Raw genomic sequence first — 21756 nt, 5'->3', positions numbered from 1 at the left:
TAGAAAAATAATAATTTTTATTATAAGACAAAGAATTTAATTTATTAAAATAATGAAATAAATATTAGGCTACATTGGATGTTAAAAAAATTATTTTTATTTATACTTCTCGGTTCCCTTTCTACATCTGTATTTTCTTTAGATCATTATAAAATGGTTTTTGACGATATAAAGGAAAAAAAAGAAGAGAAAGTCCTTAAAGAATTAGAAGAAGGCAATACAACAAATCTAACTTATCTTACTCAGCTAGGGATGAGTTATATTGAATTGGCTAATACACTTCACAACAAAAGTTGCAATAAAATTCATAACATTCATGATTTAGTATCAACTTGGAAAAACCAATTTATTTTGACTAATGATATCTATTATGGTGTGTATGGTGAAGAGGATGATCGTAATAATTACTTGTCTTATAGATGTAAAAACCTAGAAATTGACATAATAAACGTTTTCATAAAACCTAAATTAATAGATAAAGGATTATCATTAATTCGAATTGCAATAATGAATGGTGATTTCAACACCATTAAATTAGTAATGACTTTAGAAGATAGTAGAAAAAATCCTAATTACTATTATTTTCATGATTTTATTGAATATATGGAAAAAGAAAATAATCAAAAAGTAAATGGTTATGTATCTTTTTTAATTGGTCAAGCATATCTTACTGGTAAATCTATTGATAGAGCTTATGGTAGAGCACTTTGGAAATTTTCTGAAGCTAGAGATATTGGTGAACCATCTTTACCCTACTTTATTGCTCTTGCTAAAATTGAAGATCGAATTGATACTTTATTGAATTATGAATATCTGTTTGATGAAGAAATTTATAAAAAGAGAAACACTGAGGTTGATAAAAGTATCTTGGATGGTATGCAAGATAACGCATTTCGAGGGGATATTCCTTCCTTACTTTATTTGAGTGGCTACTATTTAAATGAAGTTAAAATGAACAAAGCTTTAATGTATTTTAAAAAGGCTTGCGCATTGTCTTCTTCTCCAGCATGTGAAATGTATAAGAACAATCTCAAATATTCATACCATAAAGAACTCTATCCGTTATTGGAAAAGTTCGATAAAGATAAACCTGATCCTAAAACCGCCACGAAAATCGCTGAATGGTTTGAAAAGCGTCATAAATATTTGACCGCCATTTATTTTTACACTTATGCTGCGGATAATGATCATAAATTATTTCTTCACATAGCTGACTTATATTATAAGACTAGACTTACTGATGATGAGCAAGATCAAAAAATCGTGGAAAATTATACTAAATATGTGAACTACGTTAAAGATCCGAAAATCATGGAGAAACTTTATTATAAGCATAGGGATAAGGATAAAAAAATTTATTGGTTGAATGAATCTGCAAAGGCTGGATTCCCTGATTCTCAAAAGACATTATCCAATATGTATATGGTCGGTTATCTTTTGCCCCAGGATTTTCATCAAGCAATTTATTGGTACAATAGATATTGCTTTGATATAGAAGAAGAATATCTATCGGCGACTTGTTCAACCTTAGATGAATTAAGAAAAAATCGACAATTACAACGTGATTTAGAAAATAATGATATGTATGCTCAATCCAGAGTCGGTTGGATGTTTACTCGACATTTTGACTTATGGGAAGCAGGAAGGGATTATTTACAAAAAGCAGCTGATCAAGGTATTAATGGAGGTGAAATAGATTTACAGCTAACGTCGGATAAAAATCCTTTTATGATGTATTAAACAATAAAAGATAAGTTTTAAAGGGTAAATAGGTAGTAGACTACCCATTTTAAACTATGTTAATTAAGAAATCGCTTTTAATTCTAACTGCTCATTATCCAAAGCTGTGGCGTTTTCTGTTTTTATGAACGACTGAGCTAAAGCTAATCTATCATTCATCACTTTAATCGCTTCTGAAAAATAGAAAGTTTTGTTCATAGCGATGAACGTAGGTTGTGCAATAATACAAAGCGATGCGTTTTCACCAGCTTCAACAACCAATAAACATACTCGTTGACCTGATTCTTGCAAGTTTACCTCCACAATATCAGCAACTTTTGGATTATACAGCATAGGTTGCTGAGAAAAATACCAACTCTTAGGCATTTGTGGTTTTAAAAAATTTGAAGCTACGATTGCATTGATTGATAATTCAATTTTTTGAGAGTCACTTAAAGCTAAAGATTGGCAACTATCATAAAATAGATAATAAGCCGTCGCGTCATCAACAGAAAACGAAAACTCATCAAATACATCTGGTATTAATATTTTGCTTGCATAATTACAACGAAATAACATTTCTGATGAAATTTCAAGCATTAAGCTGTCGTATTCTTTATCAAAATACCAACGCCAGCTATCAGTTGGTCGAAAAGCCATTTTCATTGATATTTTATCCTTACAAATTGAACTAAATTTGAACAAAATATACCATAACTAATATAAAAAATAAATAAAAAGTTAAAATAAAAAATTTTTAATTATTTAATTTTTAAAAGTTTTATGAAAATTTTAGAAGGATCCGAATGATCTAAGTTAGATCCTTTTTTTGATCCTTGATCCTTTGTGATCAAATCGTAATTTTACAAAATATTAAATGCAGTTAAAGCTTGATGTTAAGATACTTTAGACATAAAAAAAGGTGCTTATTAGCACCTTTTTCATAACTGATTAAGATCAATTAACTTGCTACATTGATCCTTTTCATATCTGTCATATAGCTACGAAGTTTACGCCCAACGATCTCAATTGGATGGTGACGAATAGCTTCATTAACATCACGTAATTGTGCATTGTCAACACTGCCTTCAGGTATAGTTTTACCTAAGTCACCTACTTGTAACATTGGCATGAATTTCTCTTTTAATAATGGAACAGCTGCATTAGCAAATAAATAGTTACCATATTCAGCGGTATCAGAAATAACCACATTCATTTCATACAAACGTTTACGAGCTATTGTATTTGCAATAAGTGGTAACTCATGTAGTGATTCATAATAAGCTGATTCAGGTAAAATACCAGATTCAAGCATAGTTTCAAATGCAAGTTCAACCCCTGCTTTAACCATTGCTACCATAACAACACCTTGATCAAAGTAAGCTTGTTCGTCAATCTTACCTTGATATTCGGCAGCTTTTTCGAATGCAGTTTCACCCGTTTCTTTACGCCATTTTAATAAGTTAACATCATCGTTAGCCCAATCTTTCATCATCGTTGATGAGAATTCGCCGGAAATAATATCATCCATATGTTTACGGTAAAGATCAGTCATGATCACTTTTAATTCTTTAGCTAATGCATTCGCACGTAATTTAGCAGGATTAGATAAACGATCCATCATTAACGTAATACCACCTTGTTTTAATGCTTCAGTGATCGTTTCCCAACCAAATTGTAATAATTTACAAGCATATGCAGGATCAACGCCATCTGCGACAAGTTTATCAAAGCAAAGTAATGATCCAGTTTGCAACATACCACATAAGATCGTTTGTTCACCCATAAGATCAGATTTAACTTCAGCAACAAAAGAAGACTGTAAAACACCCGCTCTATGACCACCTGTTGCAGCAGCCCACGCTTTAGCAATTGCTAAACCTTCGCCTTTAGGATCATTTTCAGGATGGACAGCAATCAGCGTTGGCACACCAAATCCACGTTTATACTCTTCACGAACTTCTGTTCCAGGACATTTTGGTGCAACCATCACAACGGTGATATCTGGGCGAATTTTTTCGCCAACTTCAACGATGTTAAAACCGTGTGAATAACCTAATGCAGCACCTTTTTTCATCAATGGTTGAACCGCTTGAACTACAGCTGAATGTTGCTTATCTGGAGTTAAGTTGATAACTAAATCAGCGGTAGGAATTAATTCCTCATAAGTTCCTACTTTAAAGCCATTTTCTGTTGCTTTTTTCCATGATGCTCTTTTTTCTGCAATAGCTTCTTTACGTAAAGCGTAAGAAATATCTAAACCAGAATCGCGCATATTTAGCCCTTGGTTAAGACCTTGAGCACCACAACCAACGATCACAATCTTTTTGCCTTTTAAAAAATTAGCTTCTGATGCAAATTCATCACGAGCCATAAAACGGCACTGACCTAGTTGTTCTAATTTTTCGCGTAAATTTAATGTATTAAAATAGTTAGACATTATTCTCTCCATGAGTTGAATTATTTTTAATCAGAGCACTATAGCGTAAAATCATAATTGCGAAAATTGATATATTTAGAACACTATATTGCATAAATTGCAATAAGCTTGCCAAGTTAAACACTTTCTTTTACTCTAAGTCCCCCCAAATTAATTAACCATTTATTTAATATGGATACTCGTTACAAGCAGGCTAATAAAGAAGCAAAGCTTTCATTGTTACTTACTCTTATCTATTTCGCTGCATGGGTAATTAGTGCTTATAGTTTAAAAGATCAAAAAGGTTTCATAGGTTTACCATTATGGTTTGAGCTGTCATGTATAATGGTACCATTCGGTTTTATCTTGTTATGTTATATTGTGGTAAAAAAACAATTCAAAAATATTCCATTAGAATAGGCCATTAAGCGTGCAATTAGATATTATTCTTCCTCTTATTATTTACCTTATATTTGTATTTGCGTTATCAATTTACGCTTATATAAAAAGAAAGAAAGTAAACCAATTTACTGACTATTTTATTGGTAATCGCACCATGGGCGGTTTTTTACTGGCGATGACCTTGGCTGCAACTTATATTAGTGCCAGTTCATTCATTGGTGGGCCAGGGGCTGCTTATAAATATGGACTTGGCTGGGTGCTTTTATCTATGATCCAAGTCCCTACTGTATTACTATCACTGGGCATTTTAGGTAAAAAGTTTGCTATTTTAGCCCGTAAATACAATGCAATAACGCTTAGTGATATGCTCTATTCTCATTATAAAAGTAAAATGATTGTATGGTTTGCAAGTATCGCTTTAATTACTGCTTTTGTTGGTGCGATGACAGTACAATTTGTAGGAGGAGCCCGTTTATTAGAATCATCTGTCGGTATTCCTTATGACAATGGATTAATTATTTTTGGATTCGGCACAGTAATATATACGGCTTTTGGTGGTTTTAGAGCCAGCATTTTAAATGATGCTTTCCAAGGCTTAGTTATGATAATCGGTGCCATTTTACTTTTAGTCGCCATTATTTACGCTGGTGGTGGGATTACAAATATTATTGACCGTTTATATACAATCGATCCGGCTTTATTAACACCACAAGGACCAAATAATTTTATGGACTTCCCTTTTATGGCTTCTTTTTGGGTTTTAGTCTGCTTTGGTGTTGTTGGTTTACCCCATACTGCTGTTCGTTGCATGGCCTATAAAGATAGTAAAGCGGTACACCAAGGTATTATTATTGGTACTATAGTTGTAACAATCATCATGTTAACTATGCATTTATCTGGAGCACTCGGTCGTGCGATAGTGAGTGATTTAACGATTCCGGATCAAATTGTACCCACATTAATTATAAAAGTTATGCCTCCTTTGGCTGCAGGAATCTTTTTGGCTGCGCCACTTTCAGCTATAATGTCCACAATTAATGCCCAACTACTACAAGTATCATCGGTTATTATTAAAGATCTATTCCTAACGATAAGACCAAATACCAAATTTAGTGATAAAATGCTAACTCGATTATCAGTTACCATTACCTATTTCTTTGGTGGATTATTGATATTAGCCGCATGGAAACCACCCGAAATGATCATCTGGCTTAATTTACTCGCATTTGGTGGACTTGAAGCAGTATTTTTATGGCCATTAGTACTCGGATTATACTGGAAAAAAGCGAATGCAACAGGGGCACTTTGCTCAATGTTAGCTGGTGCAATAAGCTATACTCTTCTCGCTGTTTATAACATTAAGATTTATGCTTTCCATCCAATCATACCATCGTTACTGATCGGATTAGTTGTATTTATTATTGCCAACCTATTTGGCCAAACAGGAAAAAACTATGCCTTGGATTCAACTCAGAATTAACACTACTAATGAATTAGCTGAACAAATCAGCGAGCAACTAGAAGAATCAGGTGCTGCATCAGTCACTTTTCAAGACACTTATGATAACCCTGTTTTCGAACCTTTACCTGGTGAAACGAAACTTTGGGGAAACACCGACGTAGTTGGACTTTATGATGCTCAAATAGATATTGATGAATTAAAAGCGATACTAAATCTCAACCAATATTCTTATAAAATAGAACAGCTAGAAGATAAAGATTGGGAAAGAGAGTGGATGGATAACTTTCATCCAATGCAGTTTGGTAAAAGATTATGGATATGCCCTAGTTGGCGAGACATTCCTGATCCTAATGCAGTCAACGTAATGTTAGATCCAGGTCTAGCATTTGGAACGGGGACCCACCCGACAACAGCATTATGCTTAACTTGGTTAGATAGTCTAGATCTAAACAACAAGATTGTGATTGACTATGGTTGCGGATCAGGCATTTTAGCCATTGCTGCATTAAAATTAGGCGCTAAGCGAGTCATTGGAGTAGATATTGATCCTCAAGCGATCCAAGCAAGTCGTGACAATGCTGAGCGAAATAATGTTAGTGAAAAAATTGAACTATATTTAGCAAAAGATCTTCCTAATAATTTACAAGCAGATGTTGTTGTCGCAAACATATTAGCAGGTCCTTTAAAAGAACTTGAACCACAGATCAATAACCTTGTAAAAACTAATGGAAAACTAGGATTATCAGGTATTTTAGCCACTCAATCTCAAAGTGTATATGAAGCATATCAGACTCATTTTGAACTTGATCCTATTATTGAGCAAGAAGAGTGGTGCCGAATTACTGGTAAAAAAAAGTAAAAATGTGACATTACCCCCTTTTAACTTAGAGGAAAAATGCGTAATATAGCCGACCTTAATTTGCTTAGCATTGGCAAGGTCACATTAAAAAACAATTTAATTGCGGCCCCTATGGCAGGAATAAGCGATAAACCATTTAGAAATTTATGTCATCGCTTCGGTGCAGGAATGACTATTTCTGAAATGTTTTTAGCTAATTCAGATGTATGGCATACTGACAAATCAGCATTAAGAATGATTTCAACTGATGATGTTGGTATACGTGCAGTCCAAATTGTTGGCTCAGATCCAGATGAAATGGCTAGAGCTGCTGAATTTAATGTCAAACATGGTGCTCAATTAATTGATATTAATATGGGATGCCCTGCTAAAAAAGTAAATAAAAAATTAGCTGGTTCTGCATTAATGCAGCATCCAGATTTAATAAAAAATATTTTGCAAAAAGTTGTTGGCTCAGTTGATGTGCCAGTAACACTAAAAACTCGGACTGGATGGGATAAAAATAATAGAAATTGCATTGAAATCGCACAAATTGCGCAGGATTGTGGCATAAAGGCTATTACTATTCATGGGCGAAGTCGTGCATGCTTATTCAATGGAGAAGTCGAATATGACTCCATAAAAGCAGTGAAAGAAAAGGTAACGATTCCGGTAATTGCAAATGGTGATATTTGTACACCAGAACAAGCAAAAGATGTTTTCAAATATACGCAAGCTGATGGTATAATGATCGGCCGAGCGGCACAGGGGCGACCTTGGATATTTGAAGAAATTGCATTCTATTTAGCACACGGACAGTTAAAAAAAAATAAAACAATTGATGAAGTCGAACAAATTGTGTTAACACACCTTGAAGATCTTTATCAATTTTATGGAGAATACAAAGGATTAAGGATTGCCAGAAAGCATGTAAATTGGTATACCAAGAGTTATGCTGATAGTGATCAATTCAGGCGCTTATTTAGTGTACTTAGCAATACAAGTGAGCAAGTAAAAACACTAAAAGCATTTTTTAGTCAAATTAGAAACAAATAAAAGAGTTAAAAATACTATGTCAGAACAACGCGTTACAGCTGCAGCACTTAAATTTACAACTGTAAACTCTCAAGACCAAATAACACAAAAGCCTTTACGAGATTCGGTAAAACAAGCTTTAAAAAACTATTTATCACAATTAAATGGTGAAGATCCTACTGATCTATACGAATTAGTGTTAGCTGAAGTTGAACACCCATTCCTTGATATGGTTATGCAATATACTCGTGGCAATCAAACTCGAGCAGCAAATATGCTTGGTATCAACCGTGGTACTCTACGCAAAAAATTAAAACAATATGGAATGAGTTAGTAAAAATTTTAAACCATATTATTTAATAGATTAAAAGCGCTGCTTGATAGGGCGCTTTTTTTATTTTTTACTAACTAAAAATTTATTCAAGCCTAAGAGCACTAAACAAGTGTTGCACAAAGCTTATAGAGCGATTTTTTAATTATTAATACAATTTAACGTTATATACCTATAAGTACTATTTTTTTCAAACTTTCAGCAATAAATAAGACCAATGTTGTATATCCACATACTCAACTTTTATTGAAATGACTCTAATAAAAACTTTATTATTAACAGCAGAAAAGGAATAAAGAGATTGATAATGAACTTTAGCTAAAAGTTTGTTAAAATAGCTCGATTTTTAAATTATTTAATCTGGAGAATTTTATGGCAGGTCATAGTAAATGGGCCAATACCAAACATCGCAAAGCAGCTCAAGATGCTAAGCGCGGTAAAATCTTTACCAAAATTATTCGCGAACTTGTAACAGCAGCAAAACTTGGTGGTGGCGATCCAGCGTCTAACCCTCGTCTACGAGCTGCTATGGACAAAGCATTATCTAACAACATGACTCGAGATACCATGAACAGAGCAATTGCTCGTGGTGTTGGTGGTGAAGATGATACTAATATGGAAACTATCATCTATGAAGGTTATGGACCAGCAGGTACGGCAGTAATGGTAGAATGCTTAAGTGATAATCGTAACCGCACGGTATCAGAAGTTCGTCATGCTTTTACTAAAACGGGTGGAAACCTAGGTACTGATGGTTCTGTATCTTACTTATTCACCAAAAAAGGCGTTATCTCATATCCAACTGGAACTGACGAAGATCAAGTCATGGATGCTGCGCTTGAAGCTGGTGCTGATGATGTTGTGACATATGACGATGGTGCTATTGATGTATTTACGACACCTGAATCATTCGGTGAAGTTAAAGATGCACTAGATGCAGCAGGCTTAGTCGCTGAATCAGCTGAAGTTTCAATGATTCCAGCCACTAAAGTTGATTTGGATATAGAGTCTGCACCAAAACTACTACGTCTTATTGACATGCTTGAAGATTGTGATGATGTTCAAGAAGTTTATCATAACGGAGAAGTGTCAGACGAAGTTGCAGCAGCGCTCTAATGACTATCATTCTGGGGATTGACCCAGGTTCTCGTTTGACGGGTTACGGTGTAATTCGCCAAACGGGACGACAACTAACCTATCTTGGCAGTGGTTGTATCCGTACTGCAGTTGATGACTTACCAACGCGTTTAAAACGTGTCTACGCCGGAGTAAGCGAAATCATCCTCCAATTTCAACCAGACATGTTTGCTATTGAACAAGTGTTTATGGCTCATAATGCCGATTCCGCACTAAAATTAGGTCAAGCACGAGGTTCTGCCATTGTTGCAGCGGTTAATAATGATTTACCCGTTTTTGAATATGCCGCGCGATTAGTTAAGCAAAGCGTAGTTGGAACAGGAGCAGCGGATAAAAAGCAAGTACAGCACATGGTTAAGTTATTACTTAAACTACCTGCAAGCCCTCAAGCAGATGCCGCTGATGCGCTCGCAATTGCGATTACCCATGCGCATATGACCCAACACTTAGTTAAATCACATCGATAAAGTCCAATCTTTAAAAAAATCACCTCAATATCTGTTTTATATCACTCAAAAACCCCGCTCCTCAACGCAAAATTTAACTGAATACAAACTTAATTATCGTTTAAAAGATTAATCCAAAAAGCACATAAAAAAAGCACCAAGACTATTGGTGCTTTTTAAATCTAACCTATTGGTTATTTATTTTCAGTGTTGCCTGTAAAGTTAGTTGGCAATACGACTTTATTCTTATGTTTAGTAAATAATTTAGTTACAAATAAGAAGAATAGCGGAACATAGAATATCGCCAAGAATGTTGCTGTCAACATACCGCCGATTACCCCTGTACCTACCGCATTCTGGCTTACAGAACCAGCACCACTACTTGTTGCTAATGGATACACACCAAGAATGAAAGCAAACGAAGTCATTAAGATTGGACGTAAACGTAGACGACAAGCTTCTAACGTTGCATCGATTAATGATTTACCTTCTTTTTCAAGTGCATCTTTAGCAAATTCCACAATCAAAATAGCATTCTTAGCCGATAAGCCCATCGTAGTTAAAAGTCCAACAATAAAGTAAATATCGTTATCAAGACCTCTAAACATCGTCGCATATACGGTACCGATAATACCTAATGGGATCACAAATAGGATCGAAATAGGCACTGTCCAGCTTTCATATAGAGCTGCTAACGACAAGAACACCACAATGATTGAAATATAATAAAGTGTTGTAGTTTGAGAACCTGTTTGACGTTCTTGATAAGAAATATCTGTCCAGTCAAATGAGAAGCCCTTAGGTAAGTTTTTAGATAATTCTTCCATAGTCGCCATAGCCTGACCAGAACTCAACCCAGGGGCTGCCGAACCACTAATACCCATTGCCGCTACACCATCATAACGAACAAGTGATGGTGAGCCATAACTTTTCGTTGTGGTTGCAAAAGCATCGTAAGGTACCATTTCACCTTTTTGATTTTTTACATGCCAGAAACTAAAATCATCAGGAAGCATTCGATAAGCCGCATCAGATTGTAAATAAACCTTTTTAACACGGTTGTTATAAACAAAGTCATCAATATAAGCTGAACCTAATGCAGTTGAAAGCACGGTATTAACACTACTTACCGCAACACCAAGCGCTTGAGCCGTTTCGAAATCCACATTAATTTTATACTGTGGAACATCTAACATACTACCAGGACGAACTTGTTGTAAGTTAGGATTTTGAGAAGCTTGTCTCAATAGTTGGAAAAATGCGCCCATCAATGCATCATGTCCTAAGCCAGAGGTATCTTTTAACATATATGAGAAACCATTAGCCATACCAAGTGACGGTACTGCTGGTACATTGGTAATAATGACACGACCTTCAGTTATTGTTGAAGCAAATCCCCAACCACTACCAACTAAGGCATCAACTTTTTGGTCTGGGCGAGTACGCTCATCCCAATCTTTTAATCGAATAAAGCCAAGCCCCATATTTTGACCACGACCAACCATACTAAAACCAGCAACGGTAAAGATTTCCTTCACTGAGTCAGCCTTTTTCTCCATATAGAATTTAGAGGTTTTATTCAAAACGCCCATGGTTTGTTCTAATGTAGAACCTGGTGGTAATTCAACCATGACAATTAATACACCCTGATCTTCATTCGGTAAGAAGCCAGTTGGTAAGCGATTAAAGCCAAATATTAAAGCAACAACAATTAACGCATAGCAAATAAATGAAACGAGAGGATATCGAATAAATTTAATTACACCTTTTTCATAGGCATGTAAACTTTTGTTATATATATTATTAAACTTACTGAAGAACCATTTAGTTCCAATTGAAAGCCAGCTAAATGGCGGCACACTTTCTAATTTTTCACCAATCGTAGCTTTCTTAATTTTGCTTTTTGACGGCGCTTTTAAAATTTGAGCACAAAGTGCTGGTGTTAACACAATTGCCATCACCACTGATAATGACATTGACGTTACAATAGTGATTGAAAATTGACGATAAATCCCCCCTGCTGCACCACCATAAAATGCCATTGGTACGAATACCGCTGAAAGTACCACGGCAATACCAACTAAAGCAGAAGTAATTTGTTCCATCGATTTAACGGTTGCATCATAAGGCGAAAGCCCTTCATCATGCATAATACGTTCAACGTTCTCAATAACCACAATGGCATCATCGACCAGAAGACCAATGGCAAGTACCATGGCAAACATAGATAACGTATTAATGGTAAATCCACAGATATAGAGAACCGCAAACGTACCTAACAATACTACCGGTACGGTGATGGTTGGAATAAGTGTAGAACGCAGATTTTGTAAAAACACATACATAACGATAACAACCAAAATGATTGCTTCGATTAAGGTATGTACTACATTGTTGATCGATAATTTAACAAATGGTGTTGTATCATAAGGATACGCAAATTTAATATCCTCAGGAAAAATATGAGATAACTCTTCAATTTTTTTGTCAACTTTCTCAGATGTATCAAGTTGGTTAGCACCTGTTGCTAAATAAATACCTAAACCAGCTGATGGTTTACCATCATAACGAGAAAGGAAATTATAATCAGCTGCACCAATTTCAACTTTAGCTACATCTTTTAATAAAACATTTGAACCATCTGTATTAACACGAAGTAAAATATTTTGAAATTGCTCCGGTGTTTTTAAACGTGATTGAGCAGTAATGGTAGCATTAAGTTCTTGCCCTTCAGTGGCTGGTAAAGCACCTAATTGCCCTGCAGTAACCTGTGCATTTTGCGCTTGGATAGCACCAATAATTTCTTCAATCGACAGATTAAAATAATTAAGTTTATTTGGATCTAACCAAATACGCATTGCATATTCAGAACCAAATAATTGCGTATCACCTACCCCTTGTACACGACGAATCTGATCTTGTACAGTTGAATAAATAAAGTCAGCTATATCTGCTTGTGTTTTTTGAGGATTGGTTGAGTAAAAGCCGATAACTTTTAAGAAGTTGGTGTTATTTTTAGCAACCGAAACCCCATTTTTTTGAACACTTTCTGGTAGACGAGATTTAATACTTTCTACCTTATTTAATACCTGTACCTGAGCAAAATCAGGGCTAGTACCTGGTGCAAAAGTTAACGTAGTTTGTACCACACCTTGAGCACTACTGGTTGATTTCATATAAATCAAATTATCCAAACCAGTTAAGTTTTGCTCAATTAACTGCGTCACTGTATTTTCAATTGTTTGTGCATCAGCACCTGGATAAACAGCAGAAACCGTAACAGCAGGTGGTGCAATATCAGGATACTGTTCAACAGCAAGTAACTTAATACACAAAGCACCGCCCAGCATCATCATGATAGCAATTACCCATGCAAAAACAGGTCTATCAATAAAAAACTTAGCCATAATTAAATCTACCTTATTTCACGCTGTTTTTGATGAGACTATCTAACTGCTCTTGAGTGAGTTCAGCCGGCTTACCAACTGCAACCGCATTCATAGCTGCTCCTGTTTCAACCCCAGTTAAATTAAGCAGGCCTGTTGTAATTACTTCTTCACCGATATTAATTCCACTAGTTACCACCCAATAGCCACCTACACCAGTATAAATTTTAATATCTTGGCGATACTCAACTGCACCATCTGGTTTTAAAATCTTAGCCGTATATTGGCCTTTTTGGTTACTAGTAATACCTTGTTGAGGCACTAACACTGCATTTTTAATTGTACCTAATGTCATTTGTGGTTTGACAAACATACCTGGTAAAATTTTACCTTCACTATTTGAAAATTGTGAACGCAGTGTAACAGTACCTGTAGTCTCATTAACTGTCATATCTGAAAATTTAATGCTACCTGATAATGCGTATTTAGAACCATCATTAAAAAACAGATCAACGTTATCGCCTTTAGCGGGTTCATAAACAATGTTTTCATCTTGAAGATATTTATTATAGCGAGTAGCCGCTTCAGTCATATCAACATAAATTGGATCAAGTTGTTGAACTAAAGCAAGTGGAGCAGCTTGCCCAGCAGATACCAACGCACCTTCTGTCACACTTGATTTACCAATGTAACCATCAATTGGTGAGTAAACTTTAGTATAATCTAAATTAACTTTCGCAGCGTGTTCTGCTGCTTGAGCCACTAAAACACTTGCTTCAGCTTGTTTAGCATCAGCAGCAGCTTTATCATATTCTTGTTGGCTGATGGATTTAGTATTTAATAGTCCTGCATAACGCTTTAAAGTAAGTTGCGCGATATTAGCATTAGCTTTCGCACTTTCTACACTTGCCACAGCACTATCATAATTAGCTTGATAAATAGCGGGATCGATTTGATAAAGTGATTGCCCAGCTTTAACATTCGAACTTTCTTCAAATTCACGATTTAACACAATTCCGCTAACTTGTGGTCGAATTTCAGCTATTTGCGATGCAACAACTCGTCCCGGTAAACTAATTTTAAGGGTATAATCTAAAGGTTGGACTTTAAAAACAGTTACCTTAGGTAATTGACCATTAGCTGATTGGGATTGATTATTGTCACAACCAGTCAATAACAATAGACCAGATAATGCCAGCGTAAGTAATAGCTTATTAAATCTCATATAAAAAAGACCTCGGTAACTTAATAATTATTTTTTAATAAAAACAATGAAATCATTCAAAAGTGATCGGTGATTTTACAAAAAATATGCATTGATTGTAAGTATCTTAACACCTTAATAGCACAGAGTTCTAAAAATTTACTAAATTTAACCATATCAAAGCAATAATATTAAAAAAATTGGGATTGATATTATGATTATTCGGAGAAATAAAGTAATATATGCGAATTGATTTTTAGTGCTGTAATAAGTAAGTATGGATTTAGCTTACGAATAAAAAGTAAAAAAATTTAATTGTGGTATTTTTTAATCCTTTTTTTTCAATTATATTATTGAATAATTTAAATCTATATTTAATTTAATTCTGAGATGGGTATTATGGATAATTTACGTACTGTTCTAATTGTTATTGCGTCCTTAGTCATTATTGCATTATTGATTCATGGGCTCTGGATCAATAAAAAAGAACGTTCTTCTTTATTTAAATCAGGCAAAAAAGATAAATTCACACCAAATACTCAACAATTTGAAGACATCTACGGCGAAGAAGACGATGTAATATTACTCACACCTAAAAATAAACAGGATGAAAGTAATAAGCCAGTTGAGTCAGTAGTAGTTGAAGAAGAGAACGTTAAAGAAACCGAGAAAGAAGAAGAGGAAGAGCATTTACCTCTTCAAGAAGATCTATTTTCAAATAATAATGACGAAGAAATTGACGATAAGGCTGATAACGAGCCTACAATCAACTTTCAACAAGAAATTTTTGCTGAAGAGCCAGTAACACCAAAGGTTAAAGAAGTTCAAAAAACGGCTCAACCAGTATCAGAAGAACAAAGCAATCAAAAACTAGATGTCGGTGAAGACAACCAAACTGAAATTATTGTCTTAAACGTAACCGGTATAAATGGCAAATCATTACAAGGTGATGTACTGTTAGCTAGCATAATGCAATCAGGATTCCAATTTGGTGATATGCAAATTTTCCATCGCCATGTTGACCCTGCCGGCAATGGCCCAATTTTATTTAGTTTAGCTAACATGATTAGCCCAGGTTATTTAGATCCTGAAACCATGCACGAATTTACCACACCGGGTGTATCAATATTTATGGTTGCGCCAACTCATGGTAACAATCAACAAAACTTCAAACTTATGTTACAAACCGCGCAACGTATAGCTGACGATGTCAATGGTGTAGTACTTGATGATGAACATCACATGATGACACCACAAAAGATTGATAGTTATAAAGAACGCATTAAAAAAGCTTGTAACGAAATTTAATCACAAGAACTCTTTTTTTAAAACTATTTCACTAATGAAAATTAGTGAAATAGCTAGTTTATGTGGGTTTACAAACTATATTTATCAATACCTATTGTACTAAATTTAGTTACGTACTATTTTATTGCTAATTCTAAAACTGTAGTTTTAATTTAAGAGTTTAAAATCATGCCAAATATAACTGAAAATTCAGTAAATCTTTCTGAATCTCTTCAAGAGGTAACAGAAGAGATAACTGCTTTACGCAATCTGATAAGACATCATGAATATTGTTATTATGTGCTTGATGCACCAGAAATTCCCGACGTAGAATATGATAAATTAATAAAACAACTCCAAAATTTAGAACACAATCACCCTGAACTCATCACATCCGACTCACCAACACAACGTGTAGGAGGCACACCTCTGTCACAATTTGCCTCGGTAAAACATGAATTACCGATGCTATCACTTGATAATGTATTTGATGAATTAAGTTTTAATGCCTTTAATAAAAGGGTAAAAGATCGCTTACATCTTACTAGTAGCCAATCAGTTGAATACTGCTGTGAGTTAAAACTTGACGGGTTAGCGGTAAGTTTATTATACGAAAATGGACGATTCGTTCGAGCAGCAACACGTGGCGATGGCACTACTGGTGAAGATATAACTTCAAATGTAAAAACCATAAGAACTATTCCACTGGTATTAAAAGGTGAAAACATACCTACTCGATTAGAGGTACGTGGCGAAGTCTTTATGACACACAAAGGTTTTGCCAAATTAAATGCAGATGCGGAAAAACGCAAGGAAAGAACATTCGCAAATCCTCGGAATGCCGCCGCAGGTTCATTAAGGCAATTAGATCCAAAAATCACCGCCAAAAGACCGCTCTCTTTTTTCTGTTATGGTGTTGGCATTAATGAGGGCGCAACTCTACCTGATAACCATTATGACCGTCTAATGCAATTTAAAGCTTGGGGTTTACCTGTTAGCGACAAAGTCCAGATTCGCCAAGGTGTCCAAGAAGCACTTGCCTACTTTCATGAAATTGGTGTGGAAAGAATGTCACTTGATTTTGATATTGACGGTGTAGTTATCAAAGTCAACAGTATTGCACAACAACAAGAGCTTGGTTTTGTTGCGCGTGCACCTCGTTGGGCCACAGCATTCAAATTTCCAGCGCAAGAAGAAGTAACACAGCTTAAAAAAGTCGACTTCCAAGTTGGTCGTACCGGTGCCATAACACCAGTAGCAAGACTAGAGCCGGTATCGGTAGCAGGGGTTATCGTCAGTAATGCAACACTCCACAACAGTGATGAAATTGAACGTTTAGGTATTCGAGAAGGTGATTATGTCACTGTACGCCGTGCAGGTGATGTGATTCCACAAATTGTTTCAGTCATCCAAGATCGGCGACCAGCTGACACCAAAGAAATCATCTTCCCAACCCACTGCCCTATTTGTGGCTCCCTTATTGTTCGCGATGAAGGTGAAGCAATCTCTCGTTGTGCAGGTGGATTGATTTGCCCAGCACAGCGCAAAGAAGCCCTAAAACACTTCGTATCTCGCCGGGCAATGAACGTTGATGGACTCGGTGATAGAATAATCGAACAATTAGTAGACAAAGATTATGTCAAAACACCGGCTGACCTTTACAAGCTAACCTTACCAATTCTTTGTTCATTAGACAAAGTCGGACAAAAATTAGCCAACAACCTAATTAACGCATTAAATCAATCTAAAGACACCACTTTAAATCGATTTATATTCGCCCTCGGCATACCAAATGTTGGTGAAGTCACAGCTGAAAATTTAGTTAACCAATTAGGTAACTTACCAGCAATTGAAAATGCATCATTAGAGCAACTACAAACTATAAGTGATGTTGGTGAAGTAATCGCTGAAAGTATTATCGACTTTTTTCAAGAACCCCATAATCGTGATGTCATTGACCAACTAACCAGTCCGGAAATCGGTATACATTGGCCTGATGTCGAAGTACAACCATTAACAATTGACTCACCATTCTCGGGCAAAACCATTGTATTAACCGGAACATTATCACAATTAACCCGTGACGAAGCAAAAGACAAACTAAAAAAACTCGGTGCTAAAGTTACTGGAAGCGTTTCTAAAAAAACTGACTTAGTGATTGCGGGTGAATCAGCCGGTTCAAAGCTAACCAAAGCAGAAGAGCTAGGAATAAAAGTCATTGATGAACAAGAAATGTTAGATTTATTAAATCAATGAATAAAAAAGGTGGAATAAATCGAGCTAATTAATCAAAATAGCTTGATTATAAACTAAGGAGAACATTATGCCTTTATTAGACAGTTTTAAAGTCGATCATACTAAAATGAAAGCACCTTTTGTGCGAATAGCTAAAACCATGGCAACCCCTAAAGGTGATGACATAACTGTATTTGATCTTCGCTTTACCATTCCTAATAAAGCACTATTACCTGAAAAAGGGATTCATACATTAGAACACCTATTTGCTGGCTTTATGCGCGACCATTTAAACAGTGATAATGTCGAAATTATAGATATATCCCCAATGGGATGCCGTACTGGTTTTTATATGAGCTTAATTGGTAAACCTAACGAATCGTTGGTAGTTGATGCTTGGTTAAAATCTATGCATGATGTGCTAAATGTAAAATCACAATCAGAAATTCCAGAATTAAACGAATATCAATGTGGAACTTATACAATGCACTCATTAGAGGAAGCAAAAGCGATTGCTGAAAAAATCATACAATCCGGTATTGGTATTTGCCATAATCAAGACATCGCATTAACTGATGCACAACTTGCCACAATTAATCATTAGGAGATATTTATGCCAAATGTCGTTATTGACTTCTTAGAAGGACGCACCATCTAACAAAAACGTGAAATGGCTAAACGAATAACAGATGCAATTGTCGAAACACTCAAATGCAAACCTGAAGCAGTACAAATTATCATGCACGAAGTGTCTAAAGGCCAAATTGCCAACGGAGGAGTGCTTCGTTGCGACAAAGATTGATTAAACGATTAATCGCCCCATAAAAATTAACCTCAATATTCAATATTGAGGTCTAAATTTAAAACGTTCAATTCCAAAAACTAACCATGATGCAAATGCAACAAATGCCCTAACTTATTGGCTTTGGTTGCTAAATAATGCTCATTATTAGGGTTCTCCCCTACTTCTAAAGGAACGCGCTCGGTAACCTGAATTCCTGCTTGTTCAAGCACTTTAATCTTTTCAGGGTTATTCGTTAACAGACGAATTTTTGACACCCCTAACAGCGTCAACATATCGGCACATAAAGTAAAATCACGCTCATCTGCCGCAAACCCTAATTGCTCATTTGCTTCAACCGTGTCTAAACCTTGATCTTGAAGGGCATAGGCTCTGATCTTATTTAATAACCCAATATTACGCCCTTCTTGGCGATGATAAATTAAAATCCCTTTACCTTCTTTAGCGATTTGTTTTAACGCGGCTTCTAACTGAAAACCACAATCACAACGCAAACTAAATAACGCATCACCGGTTAAACACTCTGAATGAACGCGCGTCAAAATTGACGTTTCATCATTGATATCACCAAACACTAATGCCACATGATCCTTACCTGTTGCAATCTCTTCAAAACCAACAATGGTAAAACATCCCCATGGTGTTGGCAGTTTGGCTTGTGCAACATGTTTTAATTGCATTATTATCTCCAAATTTAGTAAACACATAGATAAGATTTTTTAAAAACAAATCGTTCTTCCATGTTAAAATAAATCAAATTTTATGCTTAATTGAGTTTTTAAATGGGGTTAGTAATAAAAAAAACAATAGCGGCATTAGTCTTATTTCTAATTATACCGTTATCTGTAATAGTCGTAAATTGGCATTGGCAACCGTCAGCACTTAATAATTCATCTGAATATTTTTTTTGGATAACCGAAACAGCAAGTTATCCTTGGGCAATAATCACATCAGGACTATTTTTTCTACTGTTCTGTCTACTATTGGCCAATAAAAAAAATATCTTAGTAATATTGTTAATTTTAGTCAGCGCAATGTTAGGTGGACAAATCATTAAAAGTTTAATCAAACAACAAACAGCTGAATCAAGACCATATGTTCTATGGTTAGCTAAAGAGTATCATTTTAGCGACAAACAATTTTATTCCCAAACAAGAGCTGAACGAAAAGCCAACATAGAACAGCTACTGACTAATACAACTACAATACCATCTTGGTTGTCAAAACATTGGCAACAAGAAACAGGCTATGCTTTTCCATCTGGACATACATTATTTGCAGCAACATGGGCTTTTTTAGCAATAACATTACTTAGTTTTAGACGACATTTTATAATTGTGACCGCCATCGTAGTCTGGTCAACACTGATTGAAACAAGTCGGCTATTATTGGGTATGCATTCGGCTTATGACCTTATATTAGGCGTTGTTCTTGCTTGGTTAATTGCATTAATAAGCTGTTTTTATGCTAGAAAATGGAATATAGTAGTCAGATGATTTTATAAACAACAAATTTTACAAAAAAATTTTAGTTATTTAGAGATTTTTAATAAAATAAAAAGGTTAAAATTATGAAATTAGTGATATCAATTTTATTGATAATTCTTATTTTCGCCATATCGATAACAATAGGTTCAGCTAATAACCAATTAGTCACCTTCAACTATTTAATTGCTAAAACAGAAGTTAGGTTATCGGTATTACTTGCTATTTTATTTGGTTCGGGCTTTTTAGTTGGTTGGATATTAACTGGAATTTACTTCCTAAAATCAAAATTCCAACACTCATCAACAAAACGTAAACTAAATAAATTACAGAAAAAATATGATGAAAATACGCATCAAAATTTAACCAAATTAGAAAAATAGGTAATTATGTTTGAATTGTTATTTCTATTACTCCCCATAGCAGCTGGATACGGCTGGTACATGGGCGATAGAAATGCCAAACAAAAATATTTAAATGAATCTAACCGACTATCTCGAGAATATGTAGATGGTCTAAACTTTCTTTTGTCAAACCAAAAAGATAAGGCTGTTGACCTCTTCCTTGACATGTTAAAAGAAGATGAAGGCACACTTGAAGCCCATCTTACCTTAGGTAACTTATTCCGTTCACGAGGCGAAGTAGACCGCGCAATACGTATTCACCAAGCATTAATGGAAAGCGCCTCATTAACCTTTGAACAAAGACTATTAGCTATTCAACAGCTTGGTCGAGATTACATGGTGGCAGGTTTTTACGATCGCGCAGAAGAGATGTTTTTACAGCTAATCGACGAAGAAGACTTTCAACAACATGCCTTACAACAACTGCTAATCATATATCAATCAACTAGCGAATGGAATAACGCAATTAACGCTGCCACCAGACTGGTCAAACTTGGTAATGTAAAATACAAAATCGAAATAGCCCAATTTTATTGTGAGCTTGCTGCCATCGCTATTGCTAATAATGATTTGGATCAAGCTTACACTTTACTAAAAAAATCAGCGGCTGCGGACGCTAATTGTGCACGAACATCATTAATGCTTGGTCGAGTATTTATGGCGCAAGATAAAGCTGAACAAGCAATCGAGTCTTTCCAACAAATATTAAATCAAGATAAAGCATTAATCGGTGAAGCGTTACCATTATTAAAAGCATGTTACGCAAAACTTAATCAACCTCAGTTATTTAAACAATTCCTCGAAATTTGTGTCAAACAAGATACTGGCAATGTTGCCGAATTGATGCTAGCCGACATTGTTGAAAAAGACAATGGACTCGATGCAGCGCAATATTACCTTTATCGTGAATTATTAAAACACCCAAATCTAAAAGGATTCTATCGCTTAATGGATTACCATGTTGCCGATGCTGAACAAGGAAAAGCTAAAGAGAGCTTATTACTACTTCGAAACATGGTTGGTGAACAAATAAAATCAGTTCCCAATTACCGTTGCCAAAAATGTGGATTTACGGTTAACACCCTCTATTGGCTATGTCCGAGCTGTCGCTCATGGTCAACCATAAAACCAGTTCGAGATTTCGAACATCATTCAGATAATTAAA

Annotated in this window: 20 protein-coding genes; 15 read left to right on the top strand and 5 right to left on the bottom strand. The window is 35.3% G+C overall.

What is annotated here, in order from left to right:
- Positions 1 to 78 precede the first annotated feature (78 nt).
- Complete coding sequence (locus tag A9G08_RS09255; protein ID WP_065563418.1) at positions 79 to 1740, top strand: tetratricopeptide repeat protein; 1662 nt, start codon at positions 79 to 81, stop codon at positions 1738 to 1740.
- A 63-nt stretch (positions 1741 to 1803) separates the two neighbouring features.
- Here the strand turns inward: A9G08_RS09255 and A9G08_RS09250 are convergent, their stop codons facing one another.
- Both A9G08_RS09250 and ilvC read right to left on the bottom strand, forming a co-directional pair.
- Positions 1804 to 2385, bottom strand: coding sequence for a cell division protein ZapC (locus tag A9G08_RS09250; RefSeq protein WP_218058463.1), 582 nt, complete (start codon positions 2383 to 2385; stop codon positions 1804 to 1806).
- Positions 2386 to 2680: 295 nt separating this feature from the next.
- The gene (gene ilvC / locus A9G08_RS09245) at positions 2681 to 4159 is read right to left on the bottom strand and encodes a ketol-acid reductoisomerase (RefSeq protein WP_065563417.1); all 1479 of its coding nucleotides are present in this window, start codon (positions 4157 to 4159) and stop codon (positions 2681 to 2683) included.
- A gap of 171 nt (positions 4160 to 4330) precedes the next feature.
- Between ilvC and A9G08_RS09240 the strand changes: the two genes are divergently transcribed.
- The 7 genes from A9G08_RS09240 (at position 4331) to ruvC (ending at position 9810) form a co-directional block, all read left to right on the top strand.
- Positions 4331 to 4558 (top strand): YhdT family protein, encoded by a 228-nt coding sequence (locus A9G08_RS09240; RefSeq protein ID WP_065563416.1) that lies wholly within the window; start codon positions 4331 to 4333, stop codon positions 4556 to 4558.
- Between the two features lie 10 nt (positions 4559 to 4568).
- Positions 4569 to 6020 (top strand): sodium/pantothenate symporter, encoded by a 1452-nt coding sequence (panF, locus tag A9G08_RS09235; protein WP_065563415.1) that lies wholly within the window; start codon positions 4569 to 4571, stop codon positions 6018 to 6020.
- Complete coding sequence (gene prmA, locus A9G08_RS09230) at positions 5995 to 6861, top strand: 50S ribosomal protein L11 methyltransferase (protein ID WP_065563414.1); 867 nt, start codon at positions 5995 to 5997, stop codon at positions 6859 to 6861. Before panF ends, prmA begins: the two co-directional genes overlap by 26 nt.
- A 36-nt stretch (positions 6862 to 6897) precedes the next feature.
- Positions 6898 to 7896, top strand: a complete 999-nt coding sequence (dusB, locus tag A9G08_RS09225; protein ID WP_065563413.1) for a tRNA dihydrouridine synthase DusB — start codon at positions 6898 to 6900, stop codon at positions 7894 to 7896.
- 16 nt (positions 7897 to 7912) lie between these two features.
- On the top strand, positions 7913 to 8209 hold the full coding sequence (gene fis, locus A9G08_RS09220) for a DNA-binding transcriptional regulator Fis (RefSeq protein ID WP_034883623.1): 297 nt from the start codon (positions 7913 to 7915) through the stop codon (positions 8207 to 8209).
- Between the two features lie 369 nt (positions 8210 to 8578).
- The gene (locus tag A9G08_RS09215) at positions 8579 to 9322 is read left to right on the top strand and encodes a YebC/PmpR family DNA-binding transcriptional regulator (protein ID WP_065563412.1); all 744 of its coding nucleotides are present in this window, start codon (positions 8579 to 8581) and stop codon (positions 9320 to 9322) included.
- Positions 9322 to 9810 (top strand): crossover junction endodeoxyribonuclease RuvC, encoded by a 489-nt coding sequence (ruvC, locus tag A9G08_RS09210; protein ID WP_065563411.1) that lies wholly within the window; start codon positions 9322 to 9324, stop codon positions 9808 to 9810. Before A9G08_RS09215 ends, ruvC begins: the two co-directional genes overlap by 1 nt.
- Before the next feature lie 173 nt (positions 9811 to 9983).
- Here the strand turns inward: ruvC and A9G08_RS09205 are convergent, their stop codons facing one another.
- Together A9G08_RS09205 and A9G08_RS09200 are read right to left on the bottom strand one after the other, a co-directional pair.
- Entirely contained in the window at positions 9984 to 13196 is a 3213-nt protein-coding gene (locus tag A9G08_RS09205; RefSeq protein WP_065563410.1) for an efflux RND transporter permease subunit, read from the bottom strand.
- Between the two features lie 13 nt (positions 13197 to 13209).
- Positions 13210 to 14400, bottom strand: a complete 1191-nt coding sequence (locus A9G08_RS09200; RefSeq protein WP_065563409.1) for an efflux RND transporter periplasmic adaptor subunit — start codon at positions 14398 to 14400, stop codon at positions 13210 to 13212.
- A gap of 378 nt (positions 14401 to 14778) precedes the next feature.
- Between A9G08_RS09200 and zipA the strand changes: the two genes are divergently transcribed.
- From zipA to A9G08_RS11910, 4 genes are all read left to right on the top strand, one after another.
- Positions 14779 to 15687, top strand: coding sequence for a cell division protein ZipA (gene zipA, locus A9G08_RS09195; RefSeq protein WP_218058462.1), 909 nt, complete (start codon positions 14779 to 14781; stop codon positions 15685 to 15687).
- A 168-nt stretch (positions 15688 to 15855) separates the two neighbouring features.
- Positions 15856 to 17922 carry an NAD-dependent DNA ligase LigA gene (gene ligA, locus A9G08_RS09190; RefSeq protein ID WP_065563408.1) on the top strand — a complete coding sequence of 689 codons (2067 nt, stop codon included), beginning with the start codon at positions 15856 to 15858 and terminating at the stop codon, positions 17920 to 17922.
- Positions 17923 to 17989: 67 nt separating this feature from the next.
- On the top strand, positions 17990 to 18505 hold the full coding sequence (luxS, locus tag A9G08_RS09185; RefSeq protein WP_065563407.1) for an S-ribosylhomocysteine lyase: 516 nt from the start codon (positions 17990 to 17992) through the stop codon (positions 18503 to 18505).
- 66 nt (positions 18506 to 18571) lie between these two features.
- Entirely contained in the window at positions 18572 to 18703 is a 132-nt protein-coding gene (locus tag A9G08_RS11910; protein WP_218058461.1) for a tautomerase family protein, read from the top strand.
- An 80-nt stretch (positions 18704 to 18783) separates the two neighbouring features.
- Here A9G08_RS11910 and ribA read toward each other — a convergent pair whose 3' ends face one another.
- Positions 18784 to 19383: a GTP cyclohydrolase II gene (gene ribA / locus A9G08_RS09175; RefSeq protein ID WP_065563406.1), complete on the bottom strand. Its 600-nt coding sequence runs from the start codon at positions 19381 to 19383 to the stop codon at positions 18784 to 18786.
- Positions 19384 to 19485: 102 nt separating this feature from the next.
- Here ribA and A9G08_RS09170 point away from each other — a divergent pair, with 102 nt between their 5' ends.
- The 3 genes from A9G08_RS09170 to lapB all read left to right on the top strand — a co-directional run bounded on the left by A9G08_RS09170 (position 19486) and on the right by lapB (position 21755).
- Positions 19486 to 20199, top strand: coding sequence for a phosphatase PAP2 family protein (locus A9G08_RS09170; protein ID WP_065563405.1), 714 nt, complete (start codon positions 19486 to 19488; stop codon positions 20197 to 20199).
- Between the two features lie 74 nt (positions 20200 to 20273).
- Positions 20274 to 20570 carry a LapA family protein gene (locus A9G08_RS09165; protein WP_065563404.1) on the top strand — a complete coding sequence of 99 codons (297 nt, stop codon included), beginning with the start codon at positions 20274 to 20276 and terminating at the stop codon, positions 20568 to 20570.
- Between the two features lie 6 nt (positions 20571 to 20576).
- Positions 20577 to 21755, top strand: a complete 1179-nt coding sequence (gene lapB / locus A9G08_RS09160) for a lipopolysaccharide assembly protein LapB (RefSeq protein ID WP_065563403.1) — start codon at positions 20577 to 20579, stop codon at positions 21753 to 21755.
- Position 21756 lies beyond the last annotated feature (1 nt).

The organism is Gilliamella sp. wkB195 (assembly GCF_001690445.1).
Taxonomy (GTDB): domain Bacteria; phylum Pseudomonadota; class Gammaproteobacteria; order Enterobacterales; family Orbaceae; genus Gilliamella; species Gilliamella apicola_E.
Note: the sequence above shows the minus strand (reverse complement) of the source record. Positions and strands in the feature narration are given on the sequence as shown.

Excerpts from the sequence above, each read along its gene's own strand:
- ribA (WP_065563406.1), bottom strand. The coding sequence starts at position 19,383 with ATGCAATTAAAACATGTTGCACAAGCCAAACTGCCAACACCATGGGGA.
- A9G08_RS09255 (WP_065563418.1), top strand. The coding sequence starts at position 79 with ATGTTAAAAAAATTATTTTTATTTATACTTCTCGGTTCCCTTTCTACA.
- ligA (WP_065563408.1), top strand. The coding sequence starts at position 15,856 with ATGCCAAATATAACTGAAAATTCAGTAAATCTTTCTGAATCTCTTCAA.
- A9G08_RS09240 (WP_065563416.1), top strand. The coding sequence starts at position 4,331 with ATGGATACTCGTTACAAGCAGGCTAATAAAGAAGCAAAGCTTTCATTG.
- A9G08_RS09250 (WP_218058463.1), bottom strand. The coding sequence starts at position 2,385 with ATGAAAATGGCTTTTCGACCAACTGATAGCTGGCGTTGGTATTTTGAT.
- zipA (WP_218058462.1), top strand. The coding sequence starts at position 14,779 with ATGGATAATTTACGTACTGTTCTAATTGTTATTGCGTCCTTAGTCATT.
- ruvC (WP_065563411.1), top strand. The coding sequence starts at position 9,322 with ATGACTATCATTCTGGGGATTGACCCAGGTTCTCGTTTGACGGGTTAC.
- lapB (WP_065563403.1), top strand. The coding sequence starts at position 20,577 with ATGTTTGAATTGTTATTTCTATTACTCCCCATAGCAGCTGGATACGGC.
- ilvC (WP_065563417.1), bottom strand. The coding sequence starts at position 4,159 with ATGTCTAACTATTTTAATACATTAAATTTACGCGAAAAATTAGAACAA.
- A9G08_RS09205 (WP_065563410.1), bottom strand. The coding sequence starts at position 13,196 with ATGGCTAAGTTTTTTATTGATAGACCTGTTTTTGCATGGGTAATTGCT.
- dusB (WP_065563413.1), top strand. The coding sequence starts at position 6,898 with ATGCGTAATATAGCCGACCTTAATTTGCTTAGCATTGGCAAGGTCACA.
- A9G08_RS09165 (WP_065563404.1), top strand. The coding sequence starts at position 20,274 with ATGAAATTAGTGATATCAATTTTATTGATAATTCTTATTTTCGCCATA.
- fis (WP_034883623.1), top strand. The coding sequence starts at position 7,913 with ATGTCAGAACAACGCGTTACAGCTGCAGCACTTAAATTTACAACTGTA.
- A9G08_RS09170 (WP_065563405.1), top strand. The coding sequence starts at position 19,486 with ATGGGGTTAGTAATAAAAAAAACAATAGCGGCATTAGTCTTATTTCTA.
- A9G08_RS09215 (WP_065563412.1), top strand. The coding sequence starts at position 8,579 with ATGGCAGGTCATAGTAAATGGGCCAATACCAAACATCGCAAAGCAGCT.
- luxS (WP_065563407.1), top strand. The coding sequence starts at position 17,990 with ATGCCTTTATTAGACAGTTTTAAAGTCGATCATACTAAAATGAAAGCA.
- prmA (WP_065563414.1), top strand. The coding sequence starts at position 5,995 with ATGCCTTGGATTCAACTCAGAATTAACACTACTAATGAATTAGCTGAA.
- A9G08_RS09200 (WP_065563409.1), bottom strand. The coding sequence starts at position 14,400 with ATGAGATTTAATAAGCTATTACTTACGCTGGCATTATCTGGTCTATTG.
- A9G08_RS11910 (WP_218058461.1), top strand. The coding sequence starts at position 18,572 with ATGGCTAAACGAATAACAGATGCAATTGTCGAAACACTCAAATGCAAA.